Here is an 18,647-nt window from a genome sequence, read left to right on the forward strand (position 1 = left end):
CCTTGAACGGGGCGGTTTAATGCTGCACCATCCGCACCTGCTTATTCAAAGGACGGAATTAAAGGCATGCTGGACGCGAACGCTACCCATATTTCCCTGACGCTGGAAGGCGTTTCCGCTGACCTGCAAGTGCTCAGCTTCGTCGGTCGTGAAACCCTCAATCAGCCGTTCTGTTTCGACATCGAACTGGTCAGCGCCCGCCCCGACCTGAAACTCGAAGAGTTGCTGCACAAGCCTGGCTGCCTGACCTTCGGCGCTACCGGCAAAGGCATCATCCACGGTCTGGTGTATCGCATCGAACAAGGCGATTCCGGCAAAAGCCTGACGCGTTACAGCATCAGCCTGGTGCCGCAACTGGCTTATCTGCGCCACAACCATGACCAGCAAATCTTCCAGCATTTAAATGTTCCGAAAATCATTGCCCAGGTGCTTGAAGCACGCGGCATTCTGTCTGACGCGTACAGCTTCCAGCTCGGCGCAATCTACCCGGAACGCGATTACTGCGTGCAGTACGACGAATCCGACCTGCATTTCATCCAGCGCCTGTGCGAAGAGGAAGGCATCCACTTCCACTTCCAGCACAGTAGCAGCGGCCACACGCTGGTGTTCGGCGATGACCAGACGGTTTTCCGCAAGCTCGCGCCCGTGGCCTACCAGCAAGACTCTGGCATGGCCGCGACAAAACCGGTGATCAAGCGCTTCAACCTGCGCCTGGAAACCCGCACCACCCGCGTCAGCCGCCGCGATTACGACTTCGAAAAACCCGGAATCCTGCCCGAAGGCGCCGCCAAAAGCGCCTTCGCTCCGGACCTGGAAGACTATGACTATCCCGGCCGATTCACCGACCGCGCGCGTGGCAAACAACTGGCGACCCGTGCCCTGGAACGCCACCGCAGCGACTACCAACTGGCCGAAGGTAAAAGCGACGAGCCCACACTCGTCAGCGGCCACTTCATGGCCCTGAGCGAACACCCGCGCGCCGAGTGGAACGACCTCTGGCTGTTGCTTGAAGTCGTGCACGAGGGCAAGCAGCCGCAGGTGCTGGGCGAAAACGTCACCAGCGACGTCACCCACAACAAAGACGATTTCCATCAAGGCTACCGCAACCGTTTCCTCGCCACCCCATGGGACGCGCACTTCCGCCCTGCCCTCGAACACCCCAAACCGAAAGTCCTGGGCAGCCAGACCGCCATCGTCACCGGCCCGCCCGGCGAAGAAATCCACTGCGACGAATACGGCCGCGTCAAAGTGCAATTCCACTGGGACCGCGACGGCCAGGCCAACGACAACACCAGCTGCTGGCTGCGCGTCGCCACCGGCTGGGCCGGCAGCGCCTACGGCGGCATCGCCATCCCGCGCGTCGGCATGGAAGTGCTCGTCACCTTCCTCGAAGGCGACCCCGACCAACCGCTGGTCACCGGTTGCTTGTTCCACAAGGAAAACGTCGTCCCCTACGACCTGCCCGCCAACAAGACCCGAAGCACCTTCAAAACCCTGAGCTCGCCGGGTGGCAACGGTTACAACGAGTTTCGTATCGAAGATAAAAAAGGAGCGGAACAGATCTACCTGCACGCCCAGCGCGACTGGGATGAAAACATCGAGCATGACCAGAAGATTCGTGTCGGCAATGAACGGCATGACACGGTTGAAGCCAATGTTTTCAGCGAGTTCAAGGTTGAAGAGCATCGTATTACGCAGCTTGACCGCAAGGTGGAGGCGCGCACTGATGATCACCTGACGGTCGCGGAGACCCAGCACGTGAAGGTCGGCACCGCACAGTTTGTCGAGGCGGGTCAGGAGATCCATTACCACGCTGGTGAGAAGGTCGTGATTGAGGGTGGGATGGAGCTGACGGCCAAGGCCGGGGGGAGTTTCGTCAAGGTGGATGCGGGGGGTGTGACGATTAGTGGGGGTGAGGTGAAGGTGAATACTGGGGGCTCGCCTGGGGTGGGGACCGGGATTCAGATTCTGCCGCCCGTCATCCCATGGGCCGCCGCCCAGGACAAAGCAGGCGCCCTGCTCGTCCCGGCCGCCGTACAAATGGCCATGGCCAAAGCCGCCCGTGCGGCAGGCGACATACGCTGCCCGATTTGCGAAGCCTGCCGTGAAGGCAAGTGCGACCTGGGGACTGCAGCATGAGCGACGCACTTAACAACTGGCTCGGCGAACAGGCAAAACTCAATCGCGTGCTGATCCTGGCCCTCGACAGCCTTGCCGAACCGAGCCCGGTTACTTCGCTCTACAGCGCCGGATTGATGAAGCGCTCGGTGCAGCTCTATCGACGCACCCAATATGCCGACTTCGCCGCCATCAGCCCTTGGCTGACCGAACTGCACGAACCCCACGCCGATGCCTTCCGCAAACTGCTGGACGATCCGCAGCGCAATTGGGGCTGGATCGGCAGCATGGATAAAGCCGACCTCGACGGCCTGACTCAGCATTGGCAAGCGCGGATGGTGATAGAGGAAGATGGGGAGCGTTCGTTGTTTCGCTTTCAGGATAATCGGGTGATGGCTCGTTGCCTCGCCAATCTGAGCGAAGCAGAACGCCCCTTATTGTTGGGCCCGATCAGCAGCGTGCTGTATTGGGATGAGGAGCAGTGGAAAAGCGTGGATAACGCCAGACCCGGCCTGTACCCAGTGCCAAACCCCGCGCCGTGGCTGCGAATTCCAAACGCACCGGAGCGTACCCGCAGCATCTTGCGCGAAAACCTGAAACGATGGTTGCTGGTGCACCACGTCGAGGCCGCCGCCAAACTCTCCGAAACCCGCAATGTCCGCGAATGGCTGGAAGAGCAAATGGACCTGCTCGAAGCCTGGCAATGGAACACGCCAGAACAACGCGAATTCATGCTCAGTCTGAGACTTGATCCTAAGTGCGCGGAAGACGTGGCATGGCAGCCATTGCCGAGTGAAACCCCAGAGCAGCATTTTGCGCGGTGTCAGCGGGTGTTTGATGCAAGTTTGGGCAAATCAGAGCGTGAGTAAATTTGTGGCGGCTCGCGCGACAGTGTTTGTGGCTGAACACTTTTCTGGACGTTTGCCTTTTTTCTTCGCGGCGGCGGTTGTGATGGCGGCTTCTGGCTGTTCGGCAGTCAAGCCTGCCGATAGTTTTACGTTGCTGACGGAGCTGCCACCCGGGTTCAGCATTAAAGGTGAAGCGTCTTATGTGCCACGTACGGGGGAAAGCTGCACAGTTCCGGCTCGCGAAGGAAGAAACTACCCAGGTTTAAAATTCTTTGAGCAAAAGCTTAATAACACAGGTCAGACAGCGCATTTCGAAGTGCCACTGACCAGTAATGAAGGTGGCTGCCCGCTGGTAATTGATAACTTCGCATACGAGGTTGACGCCAAATATGGTTCTGACTTTCGAAATGTAGGTAGGGCCCATACAGGAATTTCGTTTCGGGACGGAAGTGTAGAAAGCTCGCCCCCTCCTCCCGTACTAGTCTTGCAAAAACAGTGCGAATGGTTCTTTCGTACAGCAGGACCAAAACGCTACATTGTAAAAATCCTGAAATGTAGATCTGTAGAAACTTCGGATCAGGCAACTGTCACAGATGACAAAGGTCCCATGCAACGTGCTCGGTTCGCAGGAAAGATAATTAAAGTAGTTTTCGCTATTTCAAGCGAAGAGAGCCCAGCCGTAAGTGATAACTGGGTAAAATTTCCGTCTGGCTGGAAGCGTTGCATGGGGGACAGCCTGGAAGACCCATATGCATTCTGTAATGGTAATACAACCGAGTTCAAACCCTTCAAAATGCCGGATGGACGTAATTGCACTGTCTACCCCAACTGCACCGAACAAGGACTATAAAATGTGTTATCGAGGCTTTTACACTGGACTTGTTCAAGCCGCCGCCATCGGTTTGGGAACGTTCGGGGCTACAGGTTGTTCCGTCGCACAACAGGATAGCTTCACGCTGATCACTGAACTGCCACCCGGATTCAGCATTAAAGGCGAAGCATCCTATGTGCCTAGAACGGGAGAGAGTTGTACAGTCCCACCTCGAAAAAGCAGAAGTTACCCCGGATTGAAGTTCTTCGAGCAAAAGCTTAGTAACGACGCCCAGAAAGCGCAATTCGAAGTACCGCTAACCAGCATCGAAGGGGGGTGCCCGTTGGTGCTTGATACCTTTGCGTATGAGGTAGATGCCAAATATGGTGCTGACTTCCGGAATGTGGGTAGGGCACACACAGGGGTTTCGTTTGAGGATGGAAGTGTAGAAAGACCAAGACCTCCCGAAATCTTGATAAAGCAAAAGCAGTGCCAATGGTTGTTTCGCACCGCTGGACCCGATCGCTACATTGTGAAAATTTTGAAATGTAAATCTGTCACAGCGCCCAACGAGGTGAGTGACGAAGCCGAAAATGGTCCCATACAACGAGTACAGCTCGCGGGAAAAACGATCAAAGTTGTATTTTCAATTGCTACGGAAGAAACCCCATACATGGGAGATACATGGGTTAAGTTTCCTGAAGGCTGGAAACGGTGCATGGGGAAAAGCCTTGAAGATCCTTATGCGTTTTGTCGGGGCAATACTACCGATTTTAAGCCCTTTAAAATGCCAGATGGACGTGATTGCACCGTTTATCCCACCTGTACTGAATAAGGATATTTTTTATGGAGCAGAAGGCACCTTGCAATCCACTCTTAAGTGAAAAATCAGGAGCATGCCCACTGCGTGGCGACTGGATTAGTTTTCAAGTAGTAGATGAAACCGGCGATGGCAAGCCTTACGCTGGGCTCTCCTATGTCCTTCAGGATAGTGCGCATCAAAAATATCCCGGAGTACTGGACGCCGATGGAAAAGCGAAGGTTTTCAACCATTATCAAGGCCCCGTCGTACTGACCCTTGACGCCCCTTATATAGGAACTGATGATCTTTATTCTGCCCTTTCGCAGCGAGAAAGCTACCCCATACCTATCACAGAATTTCAGGTAAAAGCCGAGAAAACACGTTTTGTACGGAAAGACGGCTTACGCGTTGAGAAAAATCCTGCAAAGGAAAACGCAGACCAGTTTTTTCATGTCGAAGTGAAAGACTTGGTGAAATTTACTGCTCATCTGCCACCCTACTCTCCAAGGAAATACCCTCCAAACCAAAGTTTAATGAAAGCCATGGGCGACCTCGGGTTCGGACCAATAGAATCGGAACTCTATGGAATTGGCCTATTACCTAACAAACATACCGTTCTTGAAGTACGCCCACTGCGCGCCTTCCGCCCAATGCTTTCGAAAGACAACGCATTCAGCGCATTGAACCTGTATCAACTGTCTCTATTTTCAAGCTTGAGCTACTGTAATTTTGGTCAAGTGCCTGCCGAAAAACCAATCGACACTGTAACGTTTCCATTGGACCCGAGCGTCGGGCATATGTTTGGTAATAGCCTTGCCAGTTATACAGAGTCTTGGAAAATCAACTCAGCCCAGACATTAGCTTACTATCCACTTTATGAAGATGTGCCTTACTCCAAGCGTTTCGAGATTTTACCGTTCGACCCCACATTATACGAAAAAAACAAACGCGAATTAGGCCCAAATCAAGAGCATCCCGCCACGTGGCACTTCTTCGATGATGGCAAAGCCGAGGGCGGCACCAATACTCAGGCCTTCATAACCCACCATGACGAAATTATTCTAATCTCCGTTCGAGGAACGTTAGAACTAGTGGACTTCGTGCGAGACACAGATGCAGAGCAAGTTCCTATTACGGGTGGTATAGGTAAAGCGCATAAGGGCTTTTACGATGCCTACCGAGCGATGAGTACTTTTATACTTACCTATCTCGATAGTTTCCACGTAGACCAAAAAGTCATTATTTGCGGTCATAGCCTCGGCGGCGCCATTGCGACTTTGCTCGCTGAAGCGCTACGACGCGATACCAAAAAATACGACGTCCTTCTCTACACCTACGGCTCCCCACGAGCCGGCGACGCTGACTTCGTAAACGGCGCGGCAGACTTGGCCCATCACCGCATGGTCAACAGCAACGACCCTATTCCAAGTGTTCCCGCACCATGGATGAACACTCGCAAAAGTATCTGGATGCCGGGCGTGGTCCTCAGTTTTATCACCGCGCCTTTAGGCGCACTAATTTTCGCTATAGGCCTGTCGCGAACCGGCGGTGCGCCCTACGAACACCAGGGTAATCTGCACCATTTCATGCCCGTTCATTTTAAAGGACGCGAGCAATCCGCTGTTCTCTGGGACCCAGGTTGCGACTCCATCGAAGAGGCGGCTTGCACCAAGGCATTGAAAAAGTTCGGCGACATGCCCGATCGAGATGCTTTTGTGATGCAACTGTTCCAGATGAGCGATCACTACATGGTGCCCTCCTACATTCCATACGCTTGGGCAACATTACGCCGCTGGCAGCAAACCCAGGAAAGCGGAACCACGGTGGTTACCAAAACAGAGTACGACCAGGTTTACTACCAATTGCAAGAGATGCAGGACCGGCTGAAGGCGAAGGAAACCGAACTAAGATTCGCCGTTCAGTCTGACCGTCGGCAGTCCCAGCAAGAGGCGAATGTGTTGAGGGCGGAAATAGGACGGCTGGATACCTCCCGACAACGAATTCATACCCTGAGCTATCTGAAACTGGTGCCCGAGGACGTTTACGGCTCTGCCACTCAGACGCCGGAACATAAACTCAACGTGGATCGCTGGATGGCGAAGAAAGAAAACAGTGTCGAGGTCCAGCTCGCGATGATTCCTGATGCAAACAGCAGTGACCTGAGGACAGCGTAGTTTTCAGGAAATCATTGGTGCTGCATGTGAACAAGCCAGTCAGGAGACTGGCTTGTTTTGTACCTCAGTGGCTTCAGACCGGCGCCTTCCACCCCATCATCCGCTGCTGAGCCACCTGCAACAGATCAAAACCATCCTGAGTCAGCAAGTAAACCGCATGCGTAATGTGTGGAATGTCTTGAACATCGCCGTGCTTGAAGCATTGGCAGTGCAGCGTTTCGAGTAGCTGGCTGGAGGCTCGGATGCGCTGTAGCGCGGCTTCGAGAATGTCTTGGGGATTGGCTTCTGTGTCGATCAACAACGGACTTGAGTCGGTAACGCCGCTGTTGATTGAACGATAGCGATCTGGGAACGGATTTAGCGTTGGCATAGTAATTACTCGAGTATTAATTTAGTAATCGCCAGCACCGTGACCAAACGATGGAGGCGGCTATGTACAGGTTTGGTCAACCGCTAACACTCAAAACGGCTCGCCCGAAAGCGTCCTGCACACAGCCACCATTGCAACGCACTACGAGACGTAAAAGTCCGCAGCGCGAATGATGGCACAAATATGTGCAGTGTTAGGCAGGTGACCAAACCCGATCGCTGATTTTGCAGCGAGCCCAAACACTAACCGCCCAGCCCATCAGGCGAAAGTCGACAAGTCATCTGACCGTGTAGGACCAAGCCGAACATCCCGTAGATCGTTTCCCACATGAAACTTCTGACAGAAACGCCTCACGACAGGCGGCATTCAATCGAGTTAACCATCGCTTAACCCCGCGGTCCAAAACTTTACTGGACCGCACGCCCTCAGAGCCCTCTGACGCCCAGTGCGGCAGGTTCGACGCCAATCCGTCGAGCTGACTTAACGTCTGCACGGGAGATCGTCACATGAACATCCGCACACTGCTGGTTACTTCTGCCCTCGCCTGCACCGCGTTCACCGGGCTGGCCCAGGCCAATGACACTTCCTCCTCGCAAGCCGTGCCCTACCACTACGGCATGCCGCTGAATATCAAGAAGGTCGTTGCCCTGACTGAGCCCCAGACGCTCGAGTGCAAAGTGATAACCGCCGACATGAAGTACATCGATACGTCCGGCAAGCCTGAGGAAATCAGCTACCGGAAACTTTCCGACGCTTGCAGTTATCAGAACTGACTGAAAAGTCTGATTTAACACTTTGCGGTATTCCTGTGAGGGGTTCTGGCGCTATGCTTTGCGCCTCCCTCACTGCCGCAAGGATTGGCCATGCAGTTTTCGTTTCGCACCTTGTCGACCTTCACTTCCCTTTTGTGTTTTCTGCTAGCCCTGGTCTGGGGTTTCGTACCGGACGTATTACTTGCGATCTGGAGCATTGAATATTCATCGGCGACCGGATTTGTGGCACGACGCAGTGCGGTCCTGTTTGCAGCGCTGGGGGTTATTTTCTACCTGGTCCGAAACGAGGCGCCCTCCGTTACTCGCGGCGCACTGAGCACCGGGTTTACCGTCGGGTGTTTCGGCCTGGCAACACTGGGCTTCGGCGAATGGCTTAATGGCCATGCCGGTCCAGCCATCTTGCTGGCAGTGTTGGTCGAGCTGGCGCTGGGACTGGGATTCGTCCAGACCCGGCGCGCATCGGCAGAACTCGAGACTGCAGGCTAAAGCGCTTTCCTGTCTGGATGCAGGGTCTGCTTGGCGGATCTACTCGCCAAGTCAGAGCGCAGTCCTGCAATCAGGTCGTTGATTTCCCGGCTACCGTTGAGCTGTCTGGCATTTATTCCGGTCACCAATAAATCGGCGTGATCGGTTTTACGGTCGGAGTACACCTTGACGGTCATTGACGACAGGTCCGGCGACACCGTGCATTGGCAGCGTCTGGGTAGAAAGCTGCTTTCAACGATATTGCGAAGTTCCAAGGCAGAAAGAAACATGGCGACCCTCTCCTAAATGTGAGACTGCCAATCGAATTTCAACGTCGATGGGTGCTGAGATCTCTCGCTTTACTTCCTTTGCGGGGCTTCTATGTCTCAACAACGCACCGTTTTCTTGTTCAGGCTGACTCAATATTGTCCTAGTCAACTTAAGACCTGATTGAGCATAAAACATGCCGGGAATTTCGCCGTGCAGCTCATCGGCAAATCAATGATTTAGCGAAACAGCCAAGAAATGGCCTCATGCAATATGCAAGGAGAGCCTGGTTCAGCCCTGCAATTTGCATATTCCCGAGCGGGTTTGCATTAGCGGTTGGCGACAGTAAGAATGCGCCCAATGATTTCAGTATCCGCTGACCCTACTCACACGCAAGGAGGCATCATGGGTTTTTTGACCTTGATCAATACCGTCGGGCTGATTGTTGCTGGCCTGTCGACTGTGGCTCATGCCGCAAAACTGGAAACCGTCGCACCGTTTCCCAAGCCAGAGAGTGGTTATACCCGCCAGGTCATACACGTCGCCCCACAACCGCAGGAAGAAAACTTCCAGGTTGAGGTGCTGGCCGGCAAGACCCTCACCGTGGACTGCAACCGCCAGCGTCTGGGCGGTATCCTTGAAGAAAAAAACCTCGAAGGCTGGGGATATCCCTTCTACCGCCTGGAGAAAGTCATTGGCCCGATGAGCACGCTGATGGCCTGTCCTGATGGCAAAAGCAAACAGGACTTCGTGCCGGTGGTCGGCGACGGCTTCATGTTGCGTTACAACAGCAAGCTGCCAATCGTGCTTTACGTGCCCAAGGACGTCGAAGTTCGTTATCGGATCTGGTCGGCATCAAGCAAGGTCGAAAAAGCCGTTCAGGAATAACAACCCTCTCCTTCATGCCGGGGCGCCACTCAACGCGGCGCGCTCGGCAACATGGCGCAAACTGTCGAAGTTGATGTTAGCGCCCGAGTCAATCGCCACCAGCGTCTGGCCTCGCACAGCAGTTTGCGCGACATACTTTTTGATCCCCGCTACCGCCAGCGCGCCGGAAGGCTCGGTGATCGAGCGGGTATCGTCGTAGATATTCTTGATGGCGGCGCACAACTCATCATTGGAAACCGTCAGCACTTCATCGACACAAAACCGGCAGACCTCAAATCCATAAGCGCCGATCTGCGCAACGGCCACGCCATCGGCGAAGGTGCCGACTTTGGGCAGGACCACGCGTTCATCCGCCTGCAATGCAGCGTACAAACACGCGGAGTGTTCTGACTCGACGCCGATGATGCGGACGTCAGGGCGCAGGTATTTGACGTACGCCGCGATGCCGGCAATCAAGCCTCCACCGCCCACTGGGACAAAGATTGCATCCAGCGGCCCTTGGTGCTGGCGAAGGATCTCCATGGCCACAGTGCCCTGCCCCGCGATCACGTCCGGGTCATCGAAGGGAGAAACGAAGGTGCGACCGCTTTGTTCGGCCAGGCTCAGCGCGTATTCGAGGGCAAATGGAAAACTTTCGCCGTGCAGCACGGCATCGGCACCACGACTGCGCACCCCGAGCACTTTCAATTCCGGTGTCGTGCAGGGCATGACGATGGTGGCCGCAATTCCTAACTCTCGCGCGGCCAGCGCGACGCCTTGGGCATGATTACCCGCCGAAGCAGTGATCACGCCGCGAGCCTTTTGCTCATCGCTTAGCTGCACGAGCTTGTTGTAGGCGCCGCGAATCTTGAAGGAAAAGGTCGGCTGTAAATCCTCGCGCTTGAGCAGGACCTGATTACCCAGGGCTTCGGACAGCGCTGGCGCCGCTTGCAACGGCGTACGCACCGCCAGTTCATACACGGGCGCGGCAAGGATCTTTTTTACGTAGTGCTCAAGCAAGGTCTGCTGGGCGGGTGTAGTGCTCATGGTCGTCTCCTGACGTTGATCGCAACCCATGAGACAGAAAGTAAAAACCCGCCTCTAGGGCGGGTTGGGTGCTGCAGTCGTGAGCTAGCCCGCCAAATAAGGAATGGCGGTAATAATGCTTGGCTGGCAGCGCAGTACGGTGAAAGTCATGACTGGAAATTAGCCGGGTGCCGATGGCAAGTCAATGGTCAATTTCCTTCGGTCTCTGTAGTAAGAAATGCGTCGATGCAGCCAGCAAGCCTGATCGGGAGAAGGGATTCGTGTGCGCCATGGAACCCATGTGGGAGCGGGCTTGCCCGCGAAGGCGGCCTGAATACCGACACATTCACTTCGCCAACCGCCTGAGCCCAAGCACCATCACCCCTGCCCCGATCATCATCGCCATCAAAAACAATGGATAGGACACCCACCACGGCGTGTCCCGGGTCATCATGCTGAATTCCGACATGCCGCCAATACTCGCAATCAGATTCAACGGCAAAAACACCACATTGATTAACGTCAGCTTGCGCAACAGGTTGTTCATGCTGTTGTTCATCAGGTTGCCCCGGGCATCGATCAAGCCGGAGAACACCGTGGAGTAGATTTCCGCCTGTTTGTAGCACTGGTTGTTTTCGATAATCAGGTCGTCGATCAGGCCGATGGCTTCGCCGCTGAAGTGTTCCTTTGCGGCGTGATTGCGCAACCGCGTCAGGACTGCGCCGTTGCTGTGAATCGCGTTGATGTAATAGATCAGGCTTTCGCTGAGGTTGAACATCTGGATCAGGTGTTGGTTCTGCATCGATGCGTTGAATTTCTGTTGCAACTCCCGGGCAACCATCTTGATCACCTTCAGGTGACCTAAATAGTGATGGATGTTGTGGAACAGCAGGTCGAGCAACACATCCAGCGGCGTATTCAACGGCTGCCGGGCGCCTAGCCCATGCAGCGGCGAGTCGTCGGTAGCGATCACTAGCAGGCGCTGTGCGGAAAACAGCAGGCCACAGGACGACACTTCAAACGCCAGGCTTCCTGCTCCGGAATAATTTTCCGGCCGCTTCCAGATCAGGAACAGGTTATCGGGGTGAAACTCGATGCGCGACACCTCATCAGGGTCAAGCGCCGAAGCCAGGGCGTGTTCATCAAGTTTGAAGTGGCTGTGCAGCAGATCCCGTTCCGCCGCGTCGGGGTTGCTGAACAACATCACCTCGGCATCCAGCCGCTCGACCGCATGTAAGGTACCGCCGGCCAGTTGAAAGCTTTTGATCATCGGCCGATCACCAGGCCTGGCCGCGACGTTTCAGTTCCAGCCGACGGACGAACTCTTCGAGTACCAGCGAATATAGATCATCCTGCAAATAAGCGTCTTCGATGCCAGCGTCCATGTTCGGGTTGTCGTTGACTTCGATCACCACCACCTTGTCGCCGGACTGCTTGAGGTCGACGCCGTAGAGACCGTCGCCGATGAGGTTGGCGGTTTTCACGGCCAGTTCGACCACGGCTCGCGGGGCTTCGTGGACCGCCAGGGTACGGCACTCTCCGTTGATGTCCTGACCCTTAGCCTTGTGGTTGTAGATTTGCCAATGGCCCTTGGACATGAAGTACTGGCAGGCGAAGATCGGTTTACGGTTAAGCACGCCGATGCGCCAATCGTATTCGGTGTAGAAGAATTCCTGTGCCAGCAACAGCACGGAGTGTTCGAACAGTTCGGCCGTGGCGTCCAGCAAGGCTTGCTGGCTTTCGACCTTGATCACTCCACGGGAGAAGCAACCGTCCGGGATCTTCAACACCAACGGAAAGCCCAGGCGTTCGCCGACCCGTTCGAAATCTTCCGGTCGTTCCTTGTAAAGAATTTCAGTGGCAGGCATGCCGAGTTGATGACTTTTGAGCAGGTCAGTCAGATACACCTTGTTGGTGCAGCGCAAGATCGAGGCGGGATCATCCATCACCACCAGCCCTTCACTTTCGGCTTTTTTCGCGAAGCGGTAGGTGTGGTTGTCGACACTGGTGGTCTCGCGGATCAGCAAGCCGTCATATTCGGCGATACGCGAGTAATCCTTACGCTCGATCAACTCCACATCGATGCCCAACGTCTTGCCCACGCGTACGAAGTTGTCCAGCGCCTTGGCGTTAGAGGGCGGCAACGCTTCCTGTGGGTCATGCAGGATGGCCAGGTCATAACGGGCCAGCCGTGGTGAGCGCGGCACACGCCATATCTTGCGACTGAAACTGTCCAGAGAGTGGGCAAACTGATCTTCCTGATCTTCGCGCAACTTATGCAGGGCACCAGACTTTATGCCTTCGATGTGCCAGCCGTTGGTTTTTCTGAATTCAACTAACAATATCGGACAAGGAAACACTTCAAACAATTGTCGAGCCAGATCCTGCAACGGTTCGATATTGGTTTTTCCAAAGTACAGCGTCAGGGTAAAGCCTTCGGTATCACTGTAAAGATGATTGCTTAGGGCTTTTTCCAGAAGCTTATCCAAGTCGTCAAGGGCCAAGCCATACAACGACTTTCTGGTGAGCTCGCTGATGGTCCGCACCGACGGAATGACCTTGTGCCCACGGGCCTCGGCCAGCAACGAGCAGTAATAGCCGTGCCCCAGGTACTTGTAGCTGCGGCACAGGTTGATTACCTGTATGCGCTTGCCCTGTCCGTTGTCTCGGGTCTGCTCGAGGTATTCCTGGGCGCTGACGATGTCCTCGCTGGGGAAATACGACGCCCAGTCTTCCTTGCGTTCGACGATGATAATCAATTGACTTGAAGGTTTGTTTGCATCACTTAAATAAGTTGCTGCCGGCAAAGTTTGCTCGGATACTTCGCGCCAATGACCTTGTACCGCTGACATAGTGATTGATCCGTTGGAGAACAAGACCTTTCCTATTAAGCACGAACTTTTTCGAAAGTCTCGTTTAGTTACGCAACTTTTACGGCGGTCATATGAACACTGTCTTTCGCCTGGCAACGCTTGCAGACTTGCCAACGCTACTTGAACTGGAACAGCAATGTTTCACCACCGATCGGCTTAACAGCCGCAGTTTTCAGTGGATGATCACACGGGCTAACGGTCAGTTGCTGGTGGCCCAGCGAGGTCAGCAGCTGCTGGGTTACGCCGTGGTGCTGTTTCACCGGGGCACCTCATTGGCGCGGCTTTACTCGATTGCGATCGCCCCTGATGCTCGCGGCGGCGGGCTGGGCAAGCAGTTGCTCGAACGCATCGAGGCCTGCGCCCTTGAGCATGATTGCGCCTACCTGCGGCTTGAGGTGCGTACCGACAACCCGGCAGCGATTGCCCTGTATGAGCGCAACGGCTACCGGCGATTCGCATTGATCCATGACTATTACCAGGACCATGCCGATGCGCTGCGGCTGGAAAAACGCATTCTCCAACACCGCGATTCGCGCAACATCAAGGTCCCTTATTACTCGCAAACCACCGATTTCACCTGTGGCCCGGCCTGCCTGCTGATGGCGATGGGAGCGCTGCAAGGCGAACGATTACTGGAGCGTCGCGAGGAACTGCAAATCTGGCGCGAGGCGACGACGGTATTCATGACCTCTGGTCACGGTGGTTGCAGCCCGCAGGGTCTGGCGCTGGCGGCGTGGCGACGGGGGTTTCGGGTGCAGTTGCAGCTGAGCATGGCAGGGCCATTGTTTCTCGATGGCGTGCGCGATGAACATAAAAAAGACGTAATGCGCTTGGTGCACGAGGAGTTCACTACGCAATTGCAAGAAACCGATGTGGAACGAGTGATCGGTGGGCCGCTGGATCTTGCGCATTTGCTGCACGATGGTGGGCAACCGCTGGTGCTGATCAGCAGCTATCGGTTGACTCGCTCCAAGGCGCCGCATTGGGTTATCGTCACCGATTGCGATGACGAGTTCGTCTACCTGCATGACCCGGATGTGGACCACAGCCAACATCGTCAGCCGATGGACTGCCAGCACTTGCCGGTCAGCCGTGGGGAATTCGAGAAAATGTGCACTTTCGGGCGCGGCAAGTTGCGCGCGGCAGTGATCCTGTATGCCCGCTCATGAGCCTCATAATCACAGCCGCAGAACGTGCTACTTCAGGCCGATCCTGTACAACCCGCCATCGTCCTCATCAGTCAGCACATACAAGTAGCCATCCGGCCCCTGCCGCACATCGCGAATGCGTTTGCCCAGTTCGCCGAGCAAACGTTCTTCATGAACCACTTTGCCGCCTTCGAGCTGCAAGCGGATCAGATCCTGGCTAACCAACGCGCCGATGAACACGTTGTGCAGCCAGGGCGTGAAGCGATCAGCGTCGTAGAACGCCATACCGCTGAGGCCGGGGGACTTTTCCCAGACATGGTGCGGGGGCACGGTGCCTTCGGCGGTCTTGCCTTTGGCTTCCGGGATGGGTTCGCCGGAATAGTTGATGCCGTGAGTCGCCAGCGGCCAACCGTAATTCTTGCCGCGCTCGATGATGTTGATTTCATCGCCGCCCCGAGGACCATGCTCATTTTCCCAGAGGGTCCCGGCCCACGGATTGAGCGCAGCACCCTGAGGGTTGCGATGTCCATAGGACCAGATTTCCGGGCGTACACCGGCCTGGCCGACAAAGGGATTGTCGTCCGGCACCTTGCCATCCGGGTAGATCCGCACCACCTTGCCCTGCAACTTGTCGAGGTCCTGAGCCGTTGGCCGGTCATTGTTTTCGCCCAGGGTGATGAACAGGAAGCCATCGCGATCAAACACCAACCGTGAGCCGAAGTGATTACCAACGGAGAGCTTGGGTTCCTGGCGGAAGATCACCTTGAAGTCCTTCAGGGTTTTCAGGTCTTCGGACAATTGTCCTCGCCCGACGGCCGTGCCGGCCTTGTCACCCGCGCCGCCACCCTCGGCGTAAGACAGATAAACCATACGATCCTGCTTGAAGTCGGGCGACAGCACGACATCCAGCAAACCGCCCTGCCCCTTGGCCCACACCTTCGGCACGCCATCAATCGGAGCTGAAAGCTTGCCTTCGTAATCGACGACCCGCAGGTTGCCGGGCCGTTCGGTCACCAGCATGCCCTTGCGATCGGGCAGGAACGCCAGAGACCATGGATGCGCCAGGCCTTTGGCAATCGGCGTGACTTCGAGGGTGCCCTGCTCGCTTTTCATGTCCTGGGCCGGCGCCGCAATAACGGGCGCCGTGGCGGTGATCAGTACGCTGGCGCAAAAAGTGGCCAGGAGAGTTTTACGCAACATGCACGAATCCTTTTGTCGTTTGAATAGCTGGCAAGAACACGGTCCTGCCATTCAACGGTTACTGGTGTCGTCGTCTCGATGCGGCGGATTGGGAATGAATTTCGGCGGGCTGGCGGGCGGCGACCGATCCTGCGGGTAGCGATTGCCGATGCCGCCATTGTCGAGCGTCGGCGGCCGTGGCACCGGCACTGTGTTCGGTCCGCGAATCGCCGGGGCGCTCGGTTGCGTGCCTTGCATGCTATTGGGATTGGCCCGACGAATCGGGCTGTTATATGGGTTGCTCGACGTGCCCGTCGGGCTCTGCGCGAGCAGCATTGATGAAGGTGGCGCGGCTTGGGCCAGACTGCCCAGCAGGCCACTGAATGCCAATACGGTGCAGCCGAACACGAGTCTGTTCATTGGGAGCCTCTCGACACCAGCGTGGATAGGGTCTTCGATAGCACGCTACGCCGGGGGTGCGGATTTGTTAACCAAAACCTCCTTCACAAGATGTAACACCCGGTGACCGCCCAGCAAAACCGGGCCGCAGCCCGCTGAAACTTTTGCGCAGCGATGCAGGTCACCTGAACACATCACTTGCGAGTAGACGACCATGGCACGTGCAATCTGGAAAGGCGCAATCAGTTTCGGGCTGGTGCATATCCCTGTGGCGCTGGTCTCGGCGACGTCTTCCCAAGGCGTGGATTTTGACTGGCTGGACAGTCGCAGCATGGAGCCGGTGGGCTACAAGCGCGTCAACAAGGTCACTGGCAAGGAAGTCACCAAAGAGCACATCGTCAAAGGTGTGCAGTATGAGAAGGGTCGCTACGTGGTCCTCAGCGAAGAGGAAATCAAGTCGGCACACCCCTTGTCGACGCAGACCATCGACATCTTTTCCTTTGTCGACAGCGACCAGATCCCCCTGCAAAACATCGACACGCCCTATTACCTGGCGCCGGACAAACGCGGCGGCAAAGTCTATGCGCTGTTGCGTGAAACCCTGAGCAAGACCAATAAAGTCGCGCTGGCGCACGTTGTGCTGCACACCCGGCAGCACTTGGCCGCGCTGATGCCACTGGAATCGGCGATGGTCTTGGTGATGTTGCGCTGGCCTGCCGAAGTGCGCAGTCTCGATACGCTGGAACTCGGCACTGAAGTGACCAAACCCGAATTGGCCAAGGGTGAGCTGGATATGGCCAAGCGTCTGGTCCAGGACATGAGTGGCGACTGGAGCCCCGAGGACTACCGCGACAGCTTTGAAGACAAGATCATGGCGCTGGTCGAGAAGAAAGCCAATGAGGGCAAGATCGAAGATGTCGAGACGGCGACCGGGGAAGAGGAACGTAAAACCGCTGATGTCATCGATTTGACTGAATTGCTCAAACGTAGCCTGGGCGGCAAGAGTGCCGGCAAGGCCAAGCCGGCGACTAAACCGACTGCGCAGAAAAAAGCCACGAAGACTTCTCGTGGCTAATAGTTTTGCGGCGAATGTCAGGGCCTCTTCACCGGCAGGCTGGCTCCCACAATTAAACGCAATCCAATGTGGGAGCGAGCCTGCTCGCGAAAGCATGGCAAGCCGCATGCATCTCTCAGATCAGCACAATAACCGCCAGCAACCCACCAAAAAGCGCCCACTTCTCCAAGTAATACAGCTTGCGATTAGTCTTCTTCAGCGCCTTGCCCCGCAAGCGGATCTTGTAGATTTTGGTGAACAACCGATTGATCCCGCCGGTCTTGTCCCCTGCATCGTTCGGCGCACCGGCGGCCGACATTACATTACGGCTGAACCAGGCGTTGAAGGCGGCTGCCCAGCGGTATTTCATCGGTCGCTCAACGTCGCAGAACAAAATGATGCGGTTCTGCTGCGTGGTGTTTTCGGCGTAATGAATGAACGTCTCGTCGAACATCACCGCCTCGCCGTCGCGCCAGTGGTAGTTCTGGCCGTCGACATTGATGTAGCAACCGGGGTCGTTTGGCGTGTTCAGGCCCAGATGGTAACGATACGAGCCTGCATACGGGTCGCGATGACGGACGAGTTTGGAGCCTGGCGGCAGTTCGGCGAACATCGCTGCTTTGATCGAGCCAATACCCTGCACCAGTTCAGTGGTACGCGGGCAGAGTTTCATGGCTGAAGGATGGCTGTCGCCGTACCACTTCAGGTAGAAACGCTTCCAGCCAGTCTTGAAAAACGAGTTGAAGCCGACATCGTCATATTGGTTCGAACGCTTGATTTCGCCGTTCTGGAGCAGGTTCTGGCCTTCGGCGCGGATTTCTTCCCAATGATCCTGCAACGGACTCAGATCAGGAAAATCGGCCGGATTGAGGTAAGGCTTGTTGGGGATTTTCGAGAACAAGTAGAGGAAGCAATTGATCGGCGCCAGAAACGTCGAGTGATCGCTCAGTTGACGACCCAGTTTATGGCGCACCCGACCGCGCAGGTGGACGTACGCAATGGAGACAACATATATAAAGCCAATTATCAGTTTCACGGAAATCGTCACACGTCAGAAGTAAACAAACTGCGTCCCCGGGTGGCCTCGCGCCCCTGGGGTTGTGTGCAGCGTCTGAATACACAACAGCGGTCTCAATGATGCGTTCTTGAGCCTGCGCCGACTGTCGGCAAAAGCTCGATAGGTGGCATTTTAGCCACTATTTGTAACAAATAGTTAGCTTGCAAATGTGAAAATCTGTCCGCTGATGCCACCAAAGTGCCCGCGGAGTCTTAACGCCCTATCGTTTAAAGAGCCAGACCAGTACAATCGCCGCCAAACATTACGCGCCCCCCTTGGTTGATGACGGGAATGAACCCCGTCTCAGCGCACTTCGACTCGGGCCAAGCGCTCCATTGCTGCTGTCCACTTATTGCCAGATGGACCTTCCGCTTCTGACCGGGATGCATTTCCTGTGGTTCGAAAACCGGAAACGG

General features: G+C 55.6%; 17 protein-coding genes and 1 pseudogene. 10 read left to right on the top strand and 8 right to left on the bottom strand.

Annotated features, from left to right (window positions below; translation table 11 throughout):
* The first annotated feature begins 66 nt into the window (after nt 1–66).
* The 5 genes from QRN31_RS01640 to QRN31_RS01660 are packed head-to-tail and all read left to right on the top strand — an operon-like array spanning nt 67 to nt 6,753.
* On the top strand, nt 67–2,139 hold the full coding sequence (locus QRN31_RS01640) for a type VI secretion system Vgr family protein (protein ID WP_285429760.1): 2,073 nt from the start codon (nt 67–69) through the stop codon (nt 2,137–2,139).
* On the top strand, nt 2,136–2,987 hold the full coding sequence (locus QRN31_RS01645) for a DUF4123 domain-containing protein (protein WP_285429762.1): 852 nt from the start codon (nt 2,136–2,138) through the stop codon (nt 2,985–2,987). The genes QRN31_RS01640 and QRN31_RS01645 overlap by 4 nt, the downstream gene beginning before the upstream one ends.
* Nucleotides 2,956–3,816, top strand: a complete 861-nt coding sequence (locus QRN31_RS01650; protein WP_285429763.1) for a hypothetical protein — start codon at nt 2,956–2,958, stop codon at nt 3,814–3,816. The genes QRN31_RS01645 and QRN31_RS01650 overlap by 32 nt, the downstream gene beginning before the upstream one ends.
* Nucleotide 3,817: 1 nt before the next feature.
* Nucleotides 3,818–4,612, top strand: a complete 795-nt coding sequence (locus QRN31_RS01655; RefSeq protein WP_285429764.1) for a hypothetical protein — start codon at nt 3,818–3,820, stop codon at nt 4,610–4,612.
* Between the two features lie 11 nt (nt 4,613–4,623).
* The gene (locus QRN31_RS01660; protein WP_285429766.1) at nt 4,624–6,753 is read left to right on the top strand and encodes a lipase family protein; all 2,130 of its coding nucleotides are present in this window, start codon (nt 4,624–4,626) and stop codon (nt 6,751–6,753) included.
* A 73-nt stretch (nt 6,754–6,826) separates the two neighbouring features.
* On the opposite strand, the gene QRN31_RS01665 is transcribed toward QRN31_RS01660, so the two are convergent.
* Nucleotides 6,827–7,123 (bottom strand): hypothetical protein, encoded by a 297-nt coding sequence (locus QRN31_RS01665; protein WP_208668412.1) that lies wholly within the window; start codon nt 7,121–7,123, stop codon nt 6,827–6,829.
* 506 nt (nt 7,124–7,629) lie between these two features.
* Between QRN31_RS01665 and QRN31_RS01670 the strand changes: the two genes are divergently transcribed.
* On the top strand, nt 7,630–7,896 hold the full coding sequence (locus QRN31_RS01670) for a DUF2790 domain-containing protein (protein WP_090184357.1): 267 nt from the start codon (nt 7,630–7,632) through the stop codon (nt 7,894–7,896).
* Between the two features lie 90 nt (nt 7,897–7,986).
* A complete protein-coding gene (locus QRN31_RS01675; RefSeq protein WP_259157106.1) occupies nt 7,987–8,382 on the top strand; it encodes a hypothetical protein in 396 nt (131 codons plus the stop codon).
* Here QRN31_RS01675 and QRN31_RS01680 read toward each other — a convergent pair.
* Nucleotides 8,379–8,651, bottom strand: a complete 273-nt coding sequence (locus QRN31_RS01680; protein ID WP_285429772.1) for a DUF1652 domain-containing protein — start codon at nt 8,649–8,651, stop codon at nt 8,379–8,381. The two genes, QRN31_RS01675 and QRN31_RS01680, sit on opposite strands and share 4 nt — an antisense overlap.
* Before the next feature lie 382 nt (nt 8,652–9,033).
* Between QRN31_RS01680 and eco the strand changes: the two genes are divergently transcribed.
* Nucleotides 9,034–9,516, top strand: a complete 483-nt coding sequence (eco, locus tag QRN31_RS01685) for a serine protease inhibitor ecotin (RefSeq protein WP_285429773.1) — start codon at nt 9,034–9,036, stop codon at nt 9,514–9,516.
* A gap of 30 nt (nt 9,517–9,546) precedes the next feature.
* Here eco and ilvA read toward each other — a convergent pair.
* The 3 genes and pseudogenes from ilvA to QRN31_RS01700 all read right to left on the bottom strand — a co-directional run.
* Nucleotides 9,547–10,542 (bottom strand): annotated as a pseudogene (gene ilvA / locus QRN31_RS01690) (threonine ammonia-lyase, biosynthetic); the annotation flags it as partial.
* A 325-nt stretch (nt 10,543–10,867) separates the two neighbouring features.
* Nucleotides 10,868–11,791 carry a magnesium transporter CorA family protein gene (locus QRN31_RS01695; RefSeq protein WP_285429774.1) on the bottom strand — a complete coding sequence of 308 codons (924 nt, stop codon included), beginning with the start codon at nt 11,789–11,791 and terminating at the stop codon, nt 10,868–10,870.
* Nucleotides 11,792–11,798: 7 nt separating this feature from the next.
* Nucleotides 11,799–13,373, bottom strand: a complete 1,575-nt coding sequence (locus QRN31_RS01700) for a RimK family ATP-grasp domain-containing protein (RefSeq protein WP_285429776.1) — start codon at nt 13,371–13,373, stop codon at nt 11,799–11,801.
* 92 nt (nt 13,374–13,465) lie between these two features.
* Here QRN31_RS01700 and rimI point away from each other — a divergent pair, with 92 nt between their 5' ends.
* Nucleotides 13,466–14,563 (top strand): ribosomal protein S18-alanine N-acetyltransferase, encoded by a 1,098-nt coding sequence (gene rimI, locus QRN31_RS01705; protein ID WP_285429777.1) that lies wholly within the window; start codon nt 13,466–13,468, stop codon nt 14,561–14,563.
* 27 nt (nt 14,564–14,590) lie between these two features.
* Here rimI and QRN31_RS01710 read toward each other — a convergent pair whose 3' ends face one another.
* Nucleotides 14,591–15,742 (bottom strand): PQQ-dependent sugar dehydrogenase, encoded by a 1,152-nt coding sequence (locus QRN31_RS01710; protein ID WP_285429778.1) that lies wholly within the window; start codon nt 15,740–15,742, stop codon nt 14,591–14,593.
* A 51-nt stretch (nt 15,743–15,793) separates the two neighbouring features.
* Entirely contained in the window at nt 15,794–16,141 is a 348-nt protein-coding gene (locus tag QRN31_RS01715) for a hypothetical protein (protein WP_285429779.1), read from the bottom strand.
* A gap of 193 nt (nt 16,142–16,334) precedes the next feature.
* Between QRN31_RS01715 and ku the strand changes: the two genes are divergently transcribed.
* Nucleotides 16,335–17,195, top strand: a complete 861-nt coding sequence (gene ku / locus QRN31_RS01720; protein ID WP_285429780.1) for a non-homologous end joining protein Ku — start codon at nt 16,335–16,337, stop codon at nt 17,193–17,195.
* Between the two features lie 115 nt (nt 17,196–17,310).
* Here the strand turns inward: ku and lpxO are convergent, their stop codons facing one another.
* Nucleotides 17,311–18,210 carry a lipid A hydroxylase LpxO gene (gene lpxO, locus QRN31_RS01725; RefSeq protein WP_285429781.1) on the bottom strand — a complete coding sequence of 300 codons (900 nt, stop codon included), beginning with the start codon at nt 18,208–18,210 and terminating at the stop codon, nt 17,311–17,313.
* Between the last annotated feature and the right edge of the window lie 437 nt (nt 18,211–18,647).

This window comes from Pseudomonas sp. fls2-241-R2A-110 (assembly GCF_030209165.1).
Classification (GTDB): Bacteria; Pseudomonadota; Gammaproteobacteria; order Pseudomonadales; family Pseudomonadaceae; genus Aquipseudomonas.

What these genes read in the sequence shown, in the direction of transcription:
- QRN31_RS01640 (WP_285429760.1), top strand. Translation starts at nt 67, where the DNA reads ATGCTGGACGCGAACGCTACCCATATTTCCCTGACGCTGGAAGGCGTT.
- QRN31_RS01645 (WP_285429762.1), top strand. Translation starts at nt 2,136, where the DNA reads ATGAGCGACGCACTTAACAACTGGCTCGGCGAACAGGCAAAACTCAAT.
- QRN31_RS01650 (WP_285429763.1), top strand. Translation starts at nt 2,956, where the DNA reads ATGCAAGTTTGGGCAAATCAGAGCGTGAGTAAATTTGTGGCGGCTCGC.
- QRN31_RS01655 (WP_285429764.1), top strand. Translation starts at nt 3,818, where the DNA reads ATGTGTTATCGAGGCTTTTACACTGGACTTGTTCAAGCCGCCGCCATC.
- QRN31_RS01660 (WP_285429766.1), top strand. Translation starts at nt 4,624, where the DNA reads ATGGAGCAGAAGGCACCTTGCAATCCACTCTTAAGTGAAAAATCAGGA.
- QRN31_RS01665 (WP_208668412.1), bottom strand. Translation starts at nt 7,123, where the DNA reads ATGCCAACGCTAAATCCGTTCCCAGATCGCTATCGTTCAATCAACAGC.
- QRN31_RS01670 (WP_090184357.1), top strand. Translation starts at nt 7,630, where the DNA reads ATGAACATCCGCACACTGCTGGTTACTTCTGCCCTCGCCTGCACCGCG.
- QRN31_RS01675 (WP_259157106.1), top strand. Translation starts at nt 7,987, where the DNA reads ATGCAGTTTTCGTTTCGCACCTTGTCGACCTTCACTTCCCTTTTGTGT.
- QRN31_RS01680 (WP_285429772.1), bottom strand. Translation starts at nt 8,651, where the DNA reads ATGTTTCTTTCTGCCTTGGAACTTCGCAATATCGTTGAAAGCAGCTTT.
- eco (WP_285429773.1), top strand. Translation starts at nt 9,034, where the DNA reads ATGGGTTTTTTGACCTTGATCAATACCGTCGGGCTGATTGTTGCTGGC.
- QRN31_RS01695 (WP_285429774.1), bottom strand. Translation starts at nt 11,791, where the DNA reads ATGATCAAAAGCTTTCAACTGGCCGGCGGTACCTTACATGCGGTCGAG.
- QRN31_RS01700 (WP_285429776.1), bottom strand. Translation starts at nt 13,373, where the DNA reads ATGTCAGCGGTACAAGGTCATTGGCGCGAAGTATCCGAGCAAACTTTG.
- rimI (WP_285429777.1), top strand. Translation starts at nt 13,466, where the DNA reads ATGAACACTGTCTTTCGCCTGGCAACGCTTGCAGACTTGCCAACGCTA.
- QRN31_RS01710 (WP_285429778.1), bottom strand. Translation starts at nt 15,742, where the DNA reads ATGTTGCGTAAAACTCTCCTGGCCACTTTTTGCGCCAGCGTACTGATC.
- QRN31_RS01715 (WP_285429779.1), bottom strand. Translation starts at nt 16,141, where the DNA reads ATGAACAGACTCGTGTTCGGCTGCACCGTATTGGCATTCAGTGGCCTG.
- ku (WP_285429780.1), top strand. Translation starts at nt 16,335, where the DNA reads ATGGCACGTGCAATCTGGAAAGGCGCAATCAGTTTCGGGCTGGTGCAT.